We start from the raw sequence: 19,289 nt of genomic DNA on the forward strand, positions 1-19,289 counted from the left end.
ACTATGAAATTTTCTAAACAACGAGAACTGATTTTAAATGAAATATTAAATAATCCGGTTCATCCTACTGCGGATTACCTATATGAAAACTTAAAAAAAGATAATCCAAATTTAAGCTTAGGAACTGTGTATAGAAATTTAGCTCAGCTAACGGAACATGGCTTTATAAGAAAGGTTAGTATTCCAGGGTATCCAGATAGATTTGATGGTCGAATAGATAATCACTATCATATCATATGTGAAGTATGTGGAGAGGTATACGATTTAGAATCCGAAGTTCTTAATAATTTACAAGAATTAATATCTGAGGAGACAGACATAAAAATAACATCTTATAACATAAGTTTTAAAGGGATTTGTAATAATTGTAAAAGGTGTAGCCAAGTAGGTTAGTTTTCAAATTCTAAAAATAATTAATGAGGTGAGTTTATGTGTAGTGAACAAAAATTTTTTATATGTGAGACTTGTGGAAACCTTGTAGGAATGATACAAAGTGGTGGTGTACCTATTTTCTGTTGTGGAAAACCTATGAAGGAACTTGTTCCTAATACAACAGATGCAGCAGTTGAAAAACATGTACCTGTAATTGAAGTGGATGGAAATAATGTTACTGTTAAAGTAAGTAGCACAACTCATCCAATGACTAAAGAACATCATATAGCATGGGTGTATCTTATGACTGAACAAGGTGGTCAACGCAAATGTCTAGCAGTAGATGGAGAACCTGTAGTTAAATTTGCTTTGAATGATGATGATAAAGTGATTTCTGCCTATGCTTACTGTAATTTACATGGATTATGGAAGGCTGAACTGTAATATTTAAATAAATTGAGTCAAAAAGGAGGCTATAAATGTATTTTCATACAAATAGCCTCCTATAAATTTATATAAATTCAAGTTTTAATTTTGTTTAATGTCAATATAATATAAGGAGAAAATAATATGTCAATTTATAAATGTAGTGTTTGTGGATATATTTATGATGAATCTAAGAATGATAAAACATGGGATGAATTAAGTGAAGATTGGGAATGCCCTGTATGTACAAAAGGTCGTAGTTATTTTGGAAAGATAAGTACTGTTTACTATGAAGAAGATGAAAAGATAGCAGAAGACATAGTTGAAGATGAATCTAAATTAAATACTGAAAAAGAGGGAGATTTAAATTACTTAAGTACATATTTAAGAAGAGATGATGAAGTTGAGAAACATATGGATATAATTCACGAAATGGCTGTTACAGGAAAATCTATAATAGAACCTATGAGAACTAAACTACCAGTAATTTCTTGGGATGATATTTTAATTATGGGTGCTCAATTAAATCCATTACCTTTAAATGAGCATGATGAAGTAAATACAACAACAATAATAGGAAAAAAAGCAAAGAAACCTATGATTATAGAAAATCCAGTTTATATTTCCCACATGTCATTTGGAGCTTTGTCTAAAGAACTAAAAATAGCTTTAGCAAAGGGTGCAGCCCAAAATAAGACAGCTATGTGTAGTGGTGAAGGAGGTATATTACCAGAAGAGAAGGAAGCTTCATACAAGTATATTTTTGAGTATGTACCAAATAAATATAGTGTAACTGAAGAAAATCTTAAAAATTCTGATGCTATAGAGATAAAAATTGGTCAAGGAACAAAACCTGGTATGGGAGGTCATCTTCCTGGCGAAAAAGTAACTGAAGAAATAGCAAAAGTAAGAAATAAGCCTGTAGGTCAAGATGTAATAAGTCCATCTTGTTTTGAGGAAATACAATCCAAAGAAGATTTAAAGAAACTTGTAGATGAACTTAGAGAAGTTTCAGAAGGGCGTCCAATAGGTGTTAAAATTTCAGCAGGTCATATTGAAAAAGATATGGAATTTATAGCTTATGCTAAACCTGATTTTGTAACTATTGATGGTCGTGGTGGAGCTACTGGAGCAAGTCCAAAGTTGCTTAAAGATGCAACTTCAATTCCAACAATATTTGCTCTTTATCGTGCTAGAAAATACATAGATACACATGGATTAGATATAGATTTGGTTATAACAGGTGGGCTTCGTATATCTACTGATTTTGCTAAGGCAATTGCTATGGGTGCTGATGCAGTTGCTATTGCAAGTTCTGCTCTTATGGCAGCGGCGTGTCAACAATATCGTATATGTGGTTCTGGTAAGTGTCCTGTAGGAGTAGCTACTCAGGATGAGGAATTGAGAAAAAGATTACATATAGAAAACAGTGCTAATAGAGTGGCAAACTTTTTAAATGTAAGTTTAGAAGAACTTAAGACTTTTGCTAGAATTTCTGGTCATAAAGATATACATGATTTAAGTGTTGATGATTTATATACTGTTAACTCTGAAATATCAAATTATACAAACATACAGCATGTATAGATTGAAGTTTGAAACTATTAGATTTTAGATAGCTATAAAAGTAAATGATAAATATATTTTATAAAAGAGAGTGTCTTAAAATGAACTTTTTAGTTCATAAGTCACTCTTTTTTTGATGAAGCCAAATATATTTATCATTTTAGCAATGAAAAAGAATCTTATCTCTTTATTTTGAGATAGACTCCTTCTATTTATGAAAATTAAAGATATTAAATTGTAAAATATTCTGTGATGTCGTACTATTAAACTAAAGATTCTGTACTTTAAAGTAAATAAAAATTTAAGGAGTGATTATTATGGAAAGATTGAAGATACAAGTTTTAGTTGACAATAATACTTATATTGATAGATACTTTGTTGGAGAACCAGCAGTAAGCTATTATATTGAGATTGATGGAAATAGGATTTTGTTTGACTCAGGGTATTCAGATGTATTCATATCAAACGCTGAAAAATTAAATATAGATTTAGGAAATTTAACTCATGTTGTTTTTTCTCATGGGCATAATGACCATACAAGAGGTATCCAGTTTCTAGAAAATAGGTATGATTTATCTACAGTTGAACTTATTTCACATCCTAACTGTTTTATACCTAGAAAACATGGAGAGAAAAGCATAGGAGCTCCATTTTCTGCTGAGGAAATTAAAAATATTTTTATGTATAATCCTAAGGATAAGCCATTTAATCTAAGTAAGAATTGTGTGTTTTTAGGTGAAATACCTTCTATAAATGATTTTGAAAAAAGAGCTAAAATTGGTAAATGTAAAATAGGAGATTTGTGGGAAGATGATTATGTTTTAGATGATTCTGCTATAGTTTGTAAAACTGATAAAGGTATTTTTATTGTTACAGGATGTTCTCATAGTGGAATTTGTAATATAGTAGAGTATGCTAAAAAGGTATGTGGAGATGATAGAGTTATTGGTATACTAGGTGGTTTTCATCTTTTTGAATTGAATAATAGGTTAGATAGTACAATACAATATTTGGATAAAGAAGAAATGAGAATGTTGTACCCTTGTCACTGTGTTTCTTTTAAGGTAAAAGCGAAGATGAATGAAATATTGAATATAAATGAAGTTGGAGTAGGGCTGACCATAAGTATATAGTATTTGAAAGTATATAAGATTTAAGTTGAAGGTTAAAAAGATATTTTCTATAGAAAATATCTTTTTTGTTACGTTTATTTTAAGAGAAATCAATATACTTTTATATGAAATATTGTAAAAAAATTTATTTTTAATGAGAATATATTTTCATTAATAAACAATTTTATTATGTATTAATAATGTTAGAATAAATATAAATAAATCAAAGTTACTTACATTACAGTATATTTTTTCACAAAATATATTGATTTATTCTTTTAAAGTTTGATAATTCCAATGAATGTAATAAAAGAAGGAATTTTATACTATACGATTATTATTATATAATAATAAAGAAAAAATTATATAATAATAAAGAAAAAATGTATAATATTTAACATTAAAAAAGATATTTCATAAAATTAAAAAACAAAGTGAATTTGAATACTATTTAAAAAATAAAATAAATATATAAAAAATATTTAATATAAAGGTGGAAATAAGTTGAAAATGTAAAGTCATTGGAAAAATATAGTTGAATTTAATGAGCAAAAATGTTATTGTTTTATCAATAAAGTGTTAAAATAAAAACTTTCAATATCATTTTAGGGAGGATGATTTCATGCAAAAAAGTGTAAAGAAAGCAAAAGTAACGGGCTCTATGTTAGCTATTTTTGGTGTTGCAAGCGTTCTTTTTAGTTCACATGCAGGAGGAGGATTTGCTACAGGGAATCAAGAAACTCAGTACTATGTGCAGTATGGATGGACAGCACCACTTATGGCAATTTTAGCAATGATTATACTTACTGCTACCATGAGAGAAGTTATCATAATGTATAATAATAACAATTGTAGGAATTATAAGGATTTATTTTGTGAGCTTTGGAGACCATATCCAAAACTTGAAATAATATGGGAGATATATTACTATCTAATGGTTTTAATAGCTGTAAGTGCTGTTATAGCAGGTGCAGCAGCAGTATTTCAAAGTATAGGAGTAAATTATTTTGTAGCTGTATTTATTATTGGAGTTGTACTTCTTGTCTTTACTATATTTGGTGCTATGCTTGTATCTAAAGCAGCTACAGCAATGACAATAGCTATTCTAGTATGTACTCTTACTATTTTTATTGTTGGTATAAAAGCTAAAGTACCAGAAATAACTGAAATATTATCAAATAGAACGAGTTTCACACCTGGCTATATCAAGCCAATACTTAATACTTTTATTTATGCAGGTTTTCAATCGGTTGTTATACCTACACTTGCAGGATGTTCAAGACCACTTCTTAAGAACTCAAAAGAAGCTACTAAGGCAATGATAATTTCATTTGTTATGAATGCAATTGCATTAGGACTTGCTGTAACTATGCTAATGGGATGGTATAGAGAAATTATTGCTGCTGGGCAAACAACACTCCCTACTCTTTATGTTGCAGGTCAATCTGGAAATCATACTATATACATAATTTATAATGTTGCATTATTCCTTTGTTTAATGTCTACAGGAGTAACTACTATATTTGGTCTTGTAAATAGATTTGAAGACCATAAAGCACTTTCTTTCCTTTCTTCAAGAATGAAAAGAAGGGTATTTACAGCTTGTGCAATAATGGTAGTGTCAATGCTTATATCACTTACAGGATTAAGTAATATTGTTAAATATGGATATGGATATTGTGGTTATCTTGGTCTATTCACTATAGTAATTCCATTCCTTACACTAGGACATTATAAGAATAAGAAGTTTGCAAAGGAAAATCCAGAAGCTAAATGGCCAGCGGAATTAAATGAAAATGTAAATTAGATGTAGTAGCAAAAAATATTGCTAAAGAGAATACTATAGATAAGAATACTATAGATAATATATCTGCATGTTTATTAAGATTATTTGCAAAATCTAATATTAAACAACTATAAACAAGCAATATAAAACTAAGAATAAAAGATAAAAAGAGGGTGTCTCAAAATGGACTTTTAGTTTATAAGGCACTCTTTTTTATATGAAGTCAAATATATTTTCATTATTTTGACAATAAAAGAGACTAATCCTACTTTGGATAGCCTCTTTTTTCTTTAATATAAAATAGTATAACAGCAAAGTATAGATTGATACATGTTTTCTGTAGCTTTCTATATATTACAGTGTTTGTGTGGCATTGGTATTTTAAGCAATCTATAAATTATAATTCTATAATTCTTCTACTAATTTTAGATTCTATAGCCGTCTCTATTTCACTTAACATTCGTTCATTTTTAGGGTCAATAAAAGCACATGTATAGCCTTCTTCACCAGCTCTACCAGTTCTACCAATACGGTGGATGTAGTCTTCTGGTGTTTCTGGTAAATCGTAATTATATATATGACTTACTCCAGATATATCAAGACCACGAGAAGCTACATCTGTAGCTATTAAGTATTGTATATCTAAATTTCTAAATGATTTCATTATTCTTTCTCGTTTTGATTGAGCAATATCACTATGAAGTTTTTGACAATTATATCCTCTTATAGCAAGAGCTTCTTCAAGATTGTCAACCCTTCTCTTAGTTCTACAAAATATTATTGCCATAAAAGGATTATCTTCATCTAGTACCTTACATAAGGCATCTAATTTTTTTCTATCTGTAGTTTCTACTACTTCTTGTTTTATATTGTTAAGAGTGATTTCTTCTTTTTGAATAGAAACTACAACAGGATTTTTTGTGTATCTATAAGCTAATTTTTTTACTTGAGAATTTATAGTTGCAGAAAAGCATAGTGTTTGCTTTTTGTTTGAAGTCTCTTTTAAAATAGCTTCCACTTCATTTTTAAATCCCATAAGCAACATTTGGTCTGCTTCATCTAAAACAAAAGTCTTCAACTTACTAAGGTCTATTGTTTTTCTATTTAGATGGTCTAAAAGCCTACCTGGTGTAGCTATAATCATATGAATATTTCCTTTTAGTTTCTTTATTTGAGAACCAATATCTTTTCCTCCATATGCTGCAAGAATACTTACATCTTTAGATTCTTTAAGTTTCATAGCTTCTTCTGTTATTTGAATAGCTAGTTCTCTTGTAGGAGAAAGTATAAGTACTTGTATATCATTTATATCTAATGATATATTTTCAAATATCGGAAGTAAAAAAGCTAGTGTTTTTCCTGTTCCAGTTTGAGCTTCTGCTATTACATCTTTTCCTTCTTTTATTAGTTTAATACTTTCTTTTTGTATAGGTGTAGGTGTTGTTATTCCTGATTTTTTTAGAATATTTATTGTATTTTCACTAATCCCTAAGCTTTTGAAATCCATTGTTATCTTACCTTTCATGAAAAATTTTCTTTTTTATTAACCAATTAATAATATCATATTTATAAGTATTTTTAGTAAATTTTTTAATTATTATTTATATAGCTTAAAAATATATTAAGATACTTTAAAATGGAATGTAACTTAAATTAAATTTTAGTAGGAATTTTATAGGTTTATTTTTAAAGGTTTTTTGAAAATAAATCTATTTAAAAATTAAATTAAAATGCAAGAAAAACATAATAACTTTCATTTTTAAGAAGTTTTCACAAAAAAGAAAAAATATAGTGCAATAAATGATACAAAGTAATATAATAGATTACAAGATATGAAAAGCTAAAAAAATAAATTGCAAATGAAATTAAAATGAATAAAAAATAAAAAAATAATCATAAGTTAGAGGTATCAATGAAAAATAAGACTTAATGTTTTTAAAATTAAAAGTATACTAAGGGGGGCATTAATATGTGCGTTATATCAAAAGATAGAGCAAAGGAAATAAAAATAGTAGATACTACTTTAAGAGATGGAGAGCAAACAGCTGGGGTTGTATTTGCAAATAGAGAAAAAATAATGATTGCTGAAATGTTAAGTGACCTAGGTGTTGACCAAATTGAAGTTGGTATACCTACTATGGGTGGAGATGAAAAAAATGTAATAAAGCACATATGTAGTAGAAATTTAAAATCAGATATAATGGCTTGGAATAGAGCAGTAATAAAAGATGTTGAAGAATCTATTTCTTGTGGTGTTGATGCAGTAGCTATATCAATATCAGTATCTGACATTCATATAGAAAATAAATTGAGAACTTCTAGAGGCTGGGTTTTAGAAAATATGGCTAAAACAGTTGAATTTGCAAAGAAAAATGGATTATATGTTTCAGTAAATGGAGAAGATGCTTCAAGAGCAGATATAGACTTCTTAACTGAATTTATAAATGTTGGAAAACAAGCAGGGGCAGATAGATTTAGATACTGTGATACAGTAGGAGTTATGAATCCTTTTTCTATAAAGAATGCAATAGAAACTCTTTATGAAAGAACTAATTTTGATATAGAAATGCATACACATAATGACTTTGGGATGGCAACTGCAAATGCACTTGCAGGAATAGCAGCAGGAGCAAATTATGTTGGTGTTACAGTAAATGGATTAGGTGAAAGAGCAGGAAATGCAGCATTAGAAGAAGTTTTAATGGCACTTAAGTGTGTTTATAAATGTGATTTAAATAATATAGATACTAGAAAATTTAGAGGAATATGTGAGTATGTAGCACAGGCATCAGGAAGAATACTTCCTACATGGAAACCAGTAGTTGGGGATAATATGTTTATACATGAATCTGGTATACATGCAGATGGAGCTTTAAAAGACCCACATAACTATGAACCATTTGACCCAAGTGAAGTAAATCTTGAAAGAAAAATAGTAATAGGTAAACATTCAGGAAGAGCTGCAGTTGTAAATAAGTTGAGTGAATATGAAATGTATATTTCTCCAGAAAACGCTACCAAGCTATTAAATGCTATAAGAGCTACATCTATAAGATTAAAAAGAAGTTTAATGGATAAAGAAATTCTTCAATTATATTGTGATATACTAGCACATGAGAAAGGCACAACAGAAGAAGAAGCAGTTAGAGGTTCATATATTTAAGATATAATTGTTTAGGAGGAAAATATGGGAGATAATATAGTTTATAAAATAATTAAAAAACATATAGTAGATGGAGAAGCTGTTGCTGGAAGTTCAATTGGTATAAAAATAGACCAAACTTTAACACAAGATTCTACTGGAACAATGACATATCTTCAACTAGAAGCTATGGGAATAGATAAAGTAAAGACTAAAAGAAGTGTGGCATTTGTAGACCATAATATGTTACAACAAGGATTTGAAAATGCAGACGACCATAAGTATATACAAACAGTGGCAGATAAATATGGAGTTTATTTCTCTAAGCCAGGAAATGGTATTTGTCATCAAGTATTTTTAGAAAGATTTTCAACACCAGGAGATACACTTTTAGGTTCTGATAGCCACACACCTACTGCTGGAGGTGTGGGCATGATGGCTATTGGAGCTGGTGGATTAGATGTTGCTTTAGCCATGGCAGGAGGAGCATACTATATAAAAGCACCAAAAGTCTGTAAGGTGAATCTAGTTGGAAAATTAAATAATATGGTATCATCAAAAGATATAATATTAGAAGTGTTAAGAAAACAAACTGTAAAAGGTGGAGTAGGTAAAGTTTATGAATATGGTGGAGAAGGTGTCAAAAGCCTATCTGTTCCACAAAGAGCTACAATAACAAATATGGGGGCTGAACTTGGAGCAACTACTTCAATCTTCCCAAGTGATGAAAAAACACTAGAATTTTTTAAGAGTCAAGGAAGAGAAGAGGCATGGATAGAGCTAAAACCAGATGCAGATGCAGTTTATGATGAAGAGATTACTATAAACTTGGATGAATTAAAACCATTAGCTGCAAAACCTCATAGCCCAGACAATGTAGATGAAGTTGAAAATATAGGCAAGATTAAAATAGACCAAGTGGCAATAGGAAGTTGTACAAATTCTTCTTATGAAGACTTAATGAAAGTAGCACAAATCCTGAAAGGAAATAAAGTACATAAGGATGTGAGTTTGGTAATAGCACCAGGTTCAAGACAAGTTATGGAGATGATTGCTAGAAATGGGGCTTTGGCAGATATAATAAGTGCTGGAGCTAGAATACTAGAAAATTCTTGTGGTCCATGTATTGGTATGGGTCAATCTCCAGGTACTGACTCTGTGTCTTTAAGAACTTTCAATAGAAATTTCTATGGTAGAAGTGGGACTTTGTCAGCACAAGTATATTTAGTAAGTCCAGAAGTGGCAGCAGTAAGTGCAATCAAGGGAGTGCTTACAGACCCAAGAGAATTTGATATTAAATTTACAAATTTAGATGTAAATGAATTTTTGATAGATGATAGCATGATAATTAAACCTGCTGATGTAGGAAGTGATGTAGAAGTAGTTAGAGGGCCTAATATAAAACCTTTCCCTCTTAATACAGAGCTAAGTCAGTCTATAGGTGGAAAAGTTATATTAAAGACAGAAGATAATATAACTACTGACCATATAATGCCATCAAATGCTAAGTTACTTCCTTTTAGAAGTAATATACCGTATCTTGCAAACTATTGTTTCAATACTGTAGATACAGAATTTCCTCAGAGAGCAAAAGACAATAATGGTGGATTTATAGTTGGTGGAGATAATTATGGTCAAGGTTCAAGTAGAGAACATGCAGCTTTAGCACCATTATATCTAGGTGTTAAAGGGGTAATAGTTAAGAGCTTTGCAAGAATCCACAAGGCTAACTTGATAAATAGTGGTATAATTCCAATGGAGTTTTGTGATGAGAAAGATTATGAAAATATATCTCTTTTAGATAATCTGGAGATACCAAATATTTTAGACAATCTAGGTAGTGGAATTTTAGAAGTTAAGAATACAACTAAAGGAACTTCTTTTAAGGTCAAAGTAGAATTGTCAGCAAAAGAAGTTGATGTATTAAAAGCTGGTGGAAAATTAAACTACACTAAAAATCAAGCTAATTAATATGAAAAGAGGGAATATTGAATGTATAAAGTGACACTTATACCAGGAGATGGAATAGGACCAGAAGTTGCGAAAGCTATGAAAAAGGTAGTAGAAGCTACTGGAGTAGAAATAGAATGGGAAGAAGTTAATGCAGGAGAGGCAGTTATTGAAGAGTATGGTACTCCACTTCCTGAATATATTATAGATAGTATAAAAAAGAACAAAATAGCTATAAAAGGCCCAATTACTACTCCTGTAGGTAAAGGATTTAGGAGTGTAAATGTAACTTTAAGACAGGCATTAGATTTGTATGTCAATTTAAGACCTATTAAAAGTTTTAAGGGGATAAAATCAAGATATGAAGATGTTGATTTAGTGGTTGTAAGAGAAAATACAGAAGATTTATATGCTGGAATAGAACATAAAATAGGTGATTATGCAGCTGAAAGTATAAAGATAATAACAAGAAGTGCAAGTGAAAGAATTGTTGATTTTGCATGTAACTATGTTAAAGATAATAAGAGAAAAAAAGTTACAGCTATACATAAGGCAAATATAATGAAAATGTCTGATGGATTGTTTTTAGATGTGTTTAGAGAAGTTGCATCAAAACATGGTGTAGAATATGATGATTTGATTGTAGATGCAGCAGCTATGAACTTAGTTTTAAATCCAGAAAATTATGATGTAATGGTAATGCCAAATCTTTATGGAGATATACTATCAGATTTAGGTGCTGGGCTTGTTGGAGGTTTAGGTATAATTCCAAGTGCAAATATTGGTAAAGATTGTGCGATATTTGAAGCTGTTCATGGAAGTGCTCCACAAATAGCAGGTCAAAATAAGGCTAATCCAACAGCACTTATTCAATCATCAGTAATGATGCTTAGATACTTAGGTGAATATGAAAATGCACAAAAAATAGAAACAGCTTTAGAAAAAGTATTTCTTGAAGGAAGTAAATTGACTGTAGATTTGGGTGGCTCAGCTTCTACTACAGAGTTTGCGGATGAGGTGTGTAAGTATATTGTATAGATTTTATTTAGGGAAAAAGTAAAATATAGATTGAAGGAAAGAGGCTTTCTCAAAATGGAGATAAGCCTTTTTTATTGGAATGATAAAATATATTTGATTTTATACAAAAGAGAGTTCCTCATAAACGAAAAAGTTAATTTTGGGATATCCATTTTAATTTTAAAATTAATTGATTAATATGCAAAGAAAGATTAAATAAATTTATTATTTTTAATTGAACTTTCAACCAAAATATGGTAAAATTTAAAAAAGTTGAACTTTCAACTAAAAATGAATATATTGATTATGTGAAATTCTATAAAACAGAAACTATTTGACTTTAGCCATAGTAGTTTCAGTGGAGGTGTGTTTGATTAAGACTTTAGACAGTAATATATTAAGAGAAGTAGGTACTTTATCTAGAGCAGTAAATTCAATAAATGATATTAAGTACAAGGAATTAAAGTTACAAAAAGGACAATTTACATTTTTGACAAGAATCTGTGAAAATCCTGGTATAAATCTTGTGGAATTATCAAATATGTTAAAGGTAGACAAGGCTACAACAACCAAGGCTATACAAAAATTAATAAAGGCAGGATATGTAGATAAAAAGCAGGATGAGTTTGATAAAAGAGGATATAATTTAACTCCAACTGATAAATCTTTGGAAGTTTATGAGTTGATAATTGAAGAAGAGAATAGAAGTATAGAGATATGTTTTGATAATTTTACAGATGAAGAAAAACAAGTGGTAACTAAGTTATTAGAAAAAATGAGCAAAAACGTAGAAAATGAATGGTTTAAAGTAAAGAGATAGTAAATAAATACATTAACTTAAGGAGATATTTTTATGATTAGAAAAGCGAATATGAATGATTTAGAAAGCATTATGAAAATTATAAAATCTACAGTGGAAGAAATGAAGACTTATAATAATACACAATGGGATGAAAACTATCCATTAGAAAAAGACTTTGTTTCAGATATTAAGAAACAAGATTTATATATTTATGAAGTGGATGGAGAAGTAGCAGGGTTTATATGTCTTAATTATGAAGAGCCAGAAGAATATTTAGGCTTAAATTGGTCATCTAATAAAAAAGCAATGGTAATACATAGAATGGCTGTAAATCCAAACTTTAGAAAGACAGGAATAGCATCTAAGTTAGTTGATTTTGCTGAAAAATTAGCTGTAGAAAACAATGTATCATACTTAAAGAGCGATACATATTCAATAAACTCAAAAATGAATTTATTACTTACAAAGTGTGGTTTTATAAAAATCGGAGAAATGAGTTTTTTAGGAAAGGAGAAATCTTTCTACTGTTATGATAAAATATTATAAAGAGCATTTATAATACAAGGGGTAAATAATAGATTTTCAGCATTAGTAAGGGCATAATATAACCTAGTATATGCTATTATGAAAGGGATGATTTATATGATTGGATTTCTAAAGAAAAGAAGAAGTATTAGAAAATACAAGGATGTTGAAGTAGAAAAAGAAAAATTAGATAAAATATTAAAAGCTGCTCTTTTAGCTCCATCATCAAAGGGGCTTAGAACATGGGAATTTATAGTGGTAGATGATAAAGAAAAGCTAATTAATTTATCTCAATGTAGAACTAAAGGTGGTGGATTTTTCTTAAAAAATGCACCTTTAGCTATTGTAATTATTGCAGATAAAGAAAAAAATGATGTTTGGATAGAGGATGCAAGTATAGCTGCTTCATACATACAACTTCAAGCTCATGAACTAGGTTTAGGTTCTTGTTGGATACAAGTAAGAAATAGAATGCATGATGATAATATAGAAGCTGATAAGTACATTAGAGAAGAATTAAAAGTACCTAGCAAGTACAGTGTAGAATGTATAATTTCTATAGGATATCCTGATGAAGAAAAGAAAGCATACAGTGACTCTGATTTAGACTATAAAAAGGTTCATTTTAACAACTTTTAGTATATAATATGTTGTATTAAGACATTATATTTTTTTCTATTGTTAATATATACTTAAAATTGTAAAAATATATCTGAATTTTACTAACTTATCTAGGGGTTATGTACAAGGATTTTAAAGATAAATATAGAAATTAATGTTTATAATCGATACATAACTTGAGTAACAAAATTTAAGGAGGTTAAAGTATGGGTATATTTAAAACAAAAATGGATGAGGACTGGAAAGTAAACTACATTAAAGAGTTTAATGAAATGAGAGATTCTTATGAGAGTAAACTTCAAAAAAAACAGTTTGAGGTAGATAGTTTGAAATCAGAATTGGATAGACTAAGAAGCTATAAAAATAGCCTTAAGCCAAAAGAAAAACAAATTACTGATGATGATATAAATAATATAAAGAGTTTAAGAAGAGATGGCTTAAGCTATAAAGAAATTTCAAATCAAACAAGTTGGAGCAAAGCAACTGTAAGTAGGGTATTAAATGGACTTTACGATTAGCATATACATGGGGTGATTTAAATTGGGATGAAGTATAGTTACAAAAAATGCATAATAGATTCTATTTTATTGATGTTTATAGTTCAAATATTAAGGATGATTTTGAATTATGTACTTCTAAGTCAATTTGAATTTACTCTTGAAAATTTTAATATTATAAACTTAATTTCTTTTACATTAGTTGGTTTATCGTTAATTTTATTTTTAAAAGATAATTCTTTGTATAACAAGGTTAGAAATAGAAAAATCACAGAAGCTTTTGAAGAAAATAAAAACAATATACTTATTGAAAAGTGTAAGCTGATACTTTTTGTTGTGGTTTTATCTTTAGCAATAATTGTAACTTATTGTACTAAGGGATATGTACTTTTTAATGTAACTATGATGACTTTGTCTGTATTGATAGTTCCAATATTTGAAGAGTTATTTTTTAGAGAATATATATGGAACTATCTAAGTAATTTTATAAAGTCAAAGAGTAAAATTATCTGTATAACATCTATACTATCTGGAATTTATAATATAGGATACATAGATGTTATAAGAAATTATGTAATATTGTATAACAATTCGAGCTACACCTTTGAAGTTATTATTTCAAAAATTATGATAGGTACTGTTTTTGGTATTGTACTTGGATTAGTTAAGTATAGGTTTAGAGATGTAGGGTTTTGTATATTATTGAGGAGCTTATTTGCTATATTTATTAGGTAGATAGTATAATCGGTTTATAAGGTTGTTTTAAATTTAATTTTAAATCAACCTTATTTTATTTGTGTTTTATAAAGCACTTATATATTAATAACTAATAAATTTAATAAAAATTATTTGAATATTTTTAAAATATATAAATATGTATTGACATATAAATATTATGAATTACAATTTATATAAACTAATAAAAATTAAATAATATTAATCAACTTATTGAATGGAGGAATAAAAATGAAATTTGTGACTTTTTGTAGTAGCAATGAAGAAAAAATAGGTGTATTTAATTCAGAAACAAATAGTATATATGAAATTAATAGTTTAGGATTAAGTAAATTATATACTGATATGAATGATTTTATTGAAAACGTATCTACAGGAGATTTAGAAAAAATAAAAAACAATTCATTTGAAAACGCAAAGTGTTATAAGTTAGAAGAAGTTAAATTATGTTCCCCAATTGTAAGACCTAAAAAAGATATTATATGTTTAGGTCTAAACTATAAAGACCATGTCAATGAAATCCCAGATGGAGTTATAAAAAACGTAGTTATGCCAGATTATCCAATTTATTTTTCTAAGAGAGCAGACAAAATAATTGGAGTGGATGATAAGATAAGCTTACATGGAGATTTGGTAGAGAAGTTGGACTATGAATCAGAACTTGCAGTAATCATAGGTAAAGAAGGTATAAATATATCAAAAGAAGATGCTTATGAATATATATTTGGATATACAATAGTAAATGATATAAGTGAAAGAGCACTTCAAGATAAACATGTTCAATGGTTTAGAGGAAAAAGCTTAGACACACATACATCTATGGGACCTTATATAGTACATAAAGAAGAATTTGAACATCCTTTAAAATTAGATATAAGTAGTGTAGTAAATGGAGAAGTAAGACAAAATTCTAATACAGAGTACTTTATATTTGATATACCTACTATAATAAATGATTTATCAAGAGGAATGACTCTAAAGCCAGGAGATATAATTTCAACTGGAACTCCAGCAGGGGTTGCTATGGGGATGAATCCTCAAGTATATTTAAAGCATGGCGATATAGTTGAATGTAAAGTCGAAGGAATAGGAGTTTTAAAAAATATAGTTGATTAATGGATAAATATGCCATATAATTTTATTAGTACGAATAATTTAATTAATATAGGATTAATCAAACTTATGATTAATTTATTATAGAGAGGGATGAGTATATGGCAAGAGAACTAGAATTAAAGTATGGCTGTAATCCAAATCAAAAACCATCAAAGATTTATATGAAGAATGGAGAACTTCCTATAGAAGTATTAAATGGAAAACCTGGATATATAAATTTTTTAGATGCATTTAATAGTTGGCAACTTGTGAAGGAATTAAAAGAAGCTACAGGTCTCCCAGCAGCAACTTCATTTAAACATGTAAGTCCAGCAGGAGCAGCAGTAGGGGTACCTTTATCAGATACTTTAAAGCAAATATATTTTGTTGATGATTTAGAGCTTTCTCCATTAGCTTGTGCTTATGCAATGGCAAGAGGAGCAGATAGAATGTCTTCTTATGGCGATTTTATAGCACTTTCAGATGTATGTGATAAGGAGACTGCAACTATTATAGCAAGAGAGGTTTCTGATGGTATAATAGCTCCAGGATATACAGATGAAGCCCTTGAAATATTAAAAGGAAAGCGTAAAGGCAACTATAATATTGTAAAAATAGATGAAAATTATACTCCTGAACCTATTGAAACAAAGGATGTTTATGGAATTACTTTTGAACAAGGTAGAAATGAAATATTAATAAATGAAGACCTATTAAAAGATATTCCAACTGATAATAAAATTTTTACAGATAGTGCAAAACGTGATTTAATTATAGCTCTTATTACATTAAAATATACACAATCAAATTCTGTTTGTTATGCTAAAGATGGACAAGTAATAGGGGTAGGTGCAGGTCAACAATCACGTATTCATTGTACTAGACTTGCAGGTAACAAAGCTGATACTTGGTATCTTCGTCAACATCCTAAAGTATTAAACTTAAAATTTAAAAAGGATATAGGTCGTCCAGATAGAGATAACACTATTGATGTATATCTTTCTGATGATTATATGGATGTGCTTGCTGATGGCATATGGCAAAACTTTTTTGAAGAAAAACCAGAGCCTCTAACTGGAGAAGGAAAAAGAGCATGGCTTAAAACTTTAACAGGAGTAGCACTTGGTTCAGATGCATTTTTCCCATTTGGAGATAATATAGAACGTGCAAAAAGAAGTGGGGTAAGTTTTATAGCACAACCAGGTGGTTCTATTCGTGATGATAATGTTATATTAACTTGTAATAAGTATAACATAGTCATGGCATTTACTAAAAATAGATTATTCCATCATTAAAATACTGAAAGTATAAAGATAATATAGATTAAGTAAAAATCTACAACAAGTTTTGTTGTAGATTTTTTTATTTGCTGTATAATTTTAAATAGAACTTTATTTTTAGATATTCAATTTGGAGGTTGATATGGCTTTAAATATAAGAAACTATAGCCTATTATGTAATCAAGGAACAGCTAAATTTAATGAAGATGTAGTCGGTATAAATCCATTTGGCGCATGGGTTTTAGATGGTGCTACAGGACTTAATGGAAAAAATTTAGTGTCAACTGAAAGTGACGCAAGGTGGTATGTTCAGTGGTGGAATAGGTATTTATATAAAAATATAAATAAAGAAGAATCATTAAAGAGTATTATTAATACTGGAATAATAGAAGTAAAAAAAGAGTATGAACTAAGATTAAATGGGTTTAAGGTTGAAAAATTAGATTTACCATCTAGTTCTATAGTTGTTGTAAAATTTCATGAAAATAAAGTAGAGTATTTTTTATTAGGAGATTGTGCTTTGTTTATTAAAAATGGAGATTCCAAAGTTATAAAAGATAGGAGTATTTGTAAATTTGATAATACTGTATTTTATGAAATGAGTAAACTTTCTAACTTGGAAGAGATGGCATTTGATGAGATTAGAACTAGTGTTATGGATACAATAGTAAGCAATAGATTGAAGAAAAATACAAAAGAGGGCTATTGGATATTGGATTTTGATGAGGAAGCTGTGGAAAATTCTATATATGGATACATTGAAATAAAAAAAGATTTTCAATTGATGCTAACGAGTGATGGTTTTACAAGTGCATGTGATAGATATAATCTAATAAAAGAAGAAGAATTGATACGTATAGCAGAAAAATTTGGTATAGGATATATACATAATAAAGTAAGGGATTTTGAAGATAATGACTATAAAGCGGTTAAAGTGCCAAGATTTAAAGTAAAAGATGATTCATCTTGTTTATATTTAGATATATATAATGATTAGACTGTATAAAACTATTTAATTTTAGAAAGGAGGCAAGTGAAAAGTGAAAATTCTTCATATAATAACACAAAAACCAAATAGTACAGGTAGTGGTATATATTTGTCTGGTATGATAAAAGGGTTCGAAAAAATCGGTCATAAGCAAGCTGTAATTGCAGGTATAGATGTAAATGATGATGTAAATTGTTTTCCAAGTGAAGTAAGTTTTTATCCAGTAAAGTATAATTGTGGGGAGTTAAATTTTCCTGTTGTAGGTATGAGTGATTCTATGCCATATGAAAGTACAAGATATAAAGATTTAAATATAGACATGATAAATAGATTGAAATATCAATTTAAAGTAAATATAGATAAGGCTATGAATGATTTTAAGCCAGAACTTATAATATGTCATCATTTGTACCTTTTAACTGCATTTGTTAGGGAAATGGTAAAAGATATAAAGGTTATGTCTATTTGTCATGGAACTTGTTTAAGACAGTTAAATACCATTGATTTAGAGAAAGAATACATAATAGCAAATATAAGGAAATTAGATTTAATATTTGCTCTTCATGAAAATCAGAAATATGATATTATAAAGACTTTTGGAGTAAGTGAAAGTAAAGTAGTTGTAATTGGTAGTGGTTATAATGATGATATATTTTATAATAAAAATTATAAAATAAAGGATGATAAAATAAAAATAGTATTTGCAGGTAAGATATGTAAATCAAAGGGACTGATTCCATTTATAAAAGCTATATCTAAATTAAAATATAGTAAAGATTTAATAGAAGTCAATTTTGCAGGTACTGGAAGCGATATCGAATCATATAATGAGATAGTTAAACTGGCAAGTAAGTCTCCATTTAAAATGAATTTCCTAGGAAAGTTAGAACAGAGAGATTTAGCTGAGCTATTCAACAGGTCACAAATATTTGTGTTACCATCATTTTATGAGGGATTACCAGTTGTAGTTTTAGAAGCTTTATCTTGTGGCACAGATGTAATCACTACTGATATTCTTGGTGTTAAAGAGTGGATTGGTAGTGAGATTAATAATTCTGGAAAGATAGAATATGTTTCTCTACCTTTTATGGAGAAAGAAGGTATTCCAAAAGATGAAGAGTTATATGATTTTGAAAATAATTTGTATAATGCAATAGATTCTAAGATACAATCTTTATTGAATAACTCAAATAAGAAAACATCTGTAGATATGTCAAAAAAAACGTGGGATGGCTTAGCATATAGAATAAATGAAGTTATTTTAATGGATGAATTGTGTTTAGTCTAAAATTATTTAAATTATAAAAAAGTGTAACTATTTTTACACTATTTTTAAATGATTTTATATTATACTAATACTAAATATATTTGTTTT

Annotated in this window: 18 protein-coding genes; 17 read left to right on the forward strand and 1 reads right to left on the reverse strand. The window is 28.6% G+C overall.

Going from position 1 to position 19,289, the window contains the following annotated elements:
* Window positions 1–3: 3 nt before the first annotated feature.
* The 5 genes from CDIF1296T_RS05010 to CDIF1296T_RS05030 all read left to right on the forward strand — a co-directional run bounded on the left by CDIF1296T_RS05010 (window position 4) and on the right by CDIF1296T_RS05030 (window position 5,283).
* Entirely contained in the window at window positions 4–393 is a 390-nt protein-coding gene (locus CDIF1296T_RS05010) for a Fur family transcriptional regulator (RefSeq protein WP_009888638.1), read from the forward strand.
* 36 nt (window positions 394–429) lie between these two features.
* Entirely contained in the window at window positions 430–816 is a 387-nt protein-coding gene (locus tag CDIF1296T_RS05015) for a desulfoferrodoxin family protein (RefSeq protein WP_004453642.1), read from the forward strand.
* Between the two features lie 126 nt (window positions 817–942).
* Window positions 943–2,385, forward strand: coding sequence for a glutamate synthase-related protein (locus CDIF1296T_RS05020; RefSeq protein ID WP_009895854.1), 1,443 nt, complete (start codon window positions 943–945; stop codon window positions 2,383–2,385).
* A gap of 296 nt (window positions 2,386–2,681) precedes the next feature.
* Entirely contained in the window at window positions 2,682–3,497 is an 816-nt protein-coding gene (locus tag CDIF1296T_RS05025; RefSeq protein ID WP_009895856.1) for an MBL fold metallo-hydrolase, read from the forward strand.
* Between the two features lie 601 nt (window positions 3,498–4,098).
* On the forward strand, window positions 4,099–5,283 hold the full coding sequence (locus tag CDIF1296T_RS05030; protein WP_004454238.1) for a YkvI family membrane protein: 1,185 nt from the start codon (window positions 4,099–4,101) through the stop codon (window positions 5,281–5,283).
* A 376-nt stretch (window positions 5,284–5,659) separates the two neighbouring features.
* On the opposite strand, the gene CDIF1296T_RS05035 is transcribed toward CDIF1296T_RS05030, so the two are convergent.
* On the reverse strand, window positions 5,660–6,787 hold the full coding sequence (locus CDIF1296T_RS05035) for a DEAD/DEAH box helicase (protein WP_004453635.1): 1,128 nt from the start codon (window positions 6,785–6,787) through the stop codon (window positions 5,660–5,662).
* A 444-nt stretch (window positions 6,788–7,231) separates the two neighbouring features.
* Here CDIF1296T_RS05035 and nifV point away from each other — a divergent pair, with 444 nt between their 5' ends.
* From nifV to CDIF1296T_RS05095, 12 genes are all read left to right on the forward strand, one after another.
* The gene (nifV, locus tag CDIF1296T_RS05040) at window positions 7,232–8,425 is read left to right on the forward strand and encodes a homocitrate synthase (protein ID WP_003418528.1); all 1,194 of its coding nucleotides are present in this window, start codon (window positions 7,232–7,234) and stop codon (window positions 8,423–8,425) included.
* Between the two features lie 24 nt (window positions 8,426–8,449).
* The gene (locus CDIF1296T_RS05045; protein WP_009895860.1) at window positions 8,450–10,375 is read left to right on the forward strand and encodes an aconitate hydratase; all 1,926 of its coding nucleotides are present in this window, start codon (window positions 8,450–8,452) and stop codon (window positions 10,373–10,375) included.
* 21 nt (window positions 10,376–10,396) lie between these two features.
* Entirely contained in the window at window positions 10,397–11,392 is a 996-nt protein-coding gene (locus CDIF1296T_RS05050; RefSeq protein WP_004454234.1) for an isocitrate/isopropylmalate dehydrogenase family protein, read from the forward strand.
* 349 nt (window positions 11,393–11,741) lie between these two features.
* Window positions 11,742–12,191 carry a MarR family winged helix-turn-helix transcriptional regulator gene (locus CDIF1296T_RS05055; protein WP_009888647.1) on the forward strand — a complete coding sequence of 150 codons (450 nt, stop codon included), beginning with the start codon at window positions 11,742–11,744 and terminating at the stop codon, window positions 12,189–12,191.
* Between the two features lie 33 nt (window positions 12,192–12,224).
* Window positions 12,225–12,719 (forward strand): GNAT family N-acetyltransferase, encoded by a 495-nt coding sequence (locus CDIF1296T_RS05060; RefSeq protein WP_004454230.1) that lies wholly within the window; start codon window positions 12,225–12,227, stop codon window positions 12,717–12,719.
* A 96-nt stretch (window positions 12,720–12,815) separates the two neighbouring features.
* Window positions 12,816–13,337 (forward strand): nitroreductase family protein, encoded by a 522-nt coding sequence (locus CDIF1296T_RS05065; protein WP_009895862.1) that lies wholly within the window; start codon window positions 12,816–12,818, stop codon window positions 13,335–13,337.
* Window positions 13,338–13,525: 188 nt separating this feature from the next.
* Window positions 13,526–13,837 (forward strand): helix-turn-helix domain-containing protein, encoded by a 312-nt coding sequence (locus CDIF1296T_RS05070; RefSeq protein WP_004453624.1) that lies wholly within the window; start codon window positions 13,526–13,528, stop codon window positions 13,835–13,837.
* A gap of 27 nt (window positions 13,838–13,864) precedes the next feature.
* Window positions 13,865–14,551 (forward strand): CPBP family intramembrane glutamic endopeptidase, encoded by a 687-nt coding sequence (locus CDIF1296T_RS05075; protein ID WP_009895864.1) that lies wholly within the window; start codon window positions 13,865–13,867, stop codon window positions 14,549–14,551.
* 231 nt (window positions 14,552–14,782) lie between these two features.
* Window positions 14,783–15,667 carry a fumarylacetoacetate hydrolase family protein gene (locus CDIF1296T_RS05080; RefSeq protein ID WP_009895867.1) on the forward strand — a complete coding sequence of 295 codons (885 nt, stop codon included), beginning with the start codon at window positions 14,783–14,785 and terminating at the stop codon, window positions 15,665–15,667.
* Between the two features lie 98 nt (window positions 15,668–15,765).
* Window positions 15,766–16,941, forward strand: a complete 1,176-nt coding sequence (locus CDIF1296T_RS05085; protein WP_004453621.1) for a phosphoribosylaminoimidazolecarboxamide formyltransferase — start codon at window positions 15,766–15,768, stop codon at window positions 16,939–16,941.
* 127 nt (window positions 16,942–17,068) lie between these two features.
* Window positions 17,069–17,923, forward strand: coding sequence for a hypothetical protein (locus CDIF1296T_RS05090; protein WP_009895870.1), 855 nt, complete (start codon window positions 17,069–17,071; stop codon window positions 17,921–17,923).
* Window positions 17,924–17,966: 43 nt separating this feature from the next.
* Window positions 17,967–19,202: a glycosyltransferase family 4 protein gene (locus CDIF1296T_RS05095; protein ID WP_009895871.1), complete on the forward strand. Its 1,236-nt coding sequence runs from the start codon at window positions 17,967–17,969 to the stop codon at window positions 19,200–19,202.
* Window positions 19,203–19,289: the final 87 nt, after the last annotated feature.

This window comes from Clostridioides difficile ATCC 9689 = DSM 1296 (assembly GCF_001077535.1).
Taxonomy (GTDB): domain Bacteria; phylum Bacillota; class Clostridia; order Peptostreptococcales; family Peptostreptococcaceae; genus Clostridioides; species Clostridioides difficile.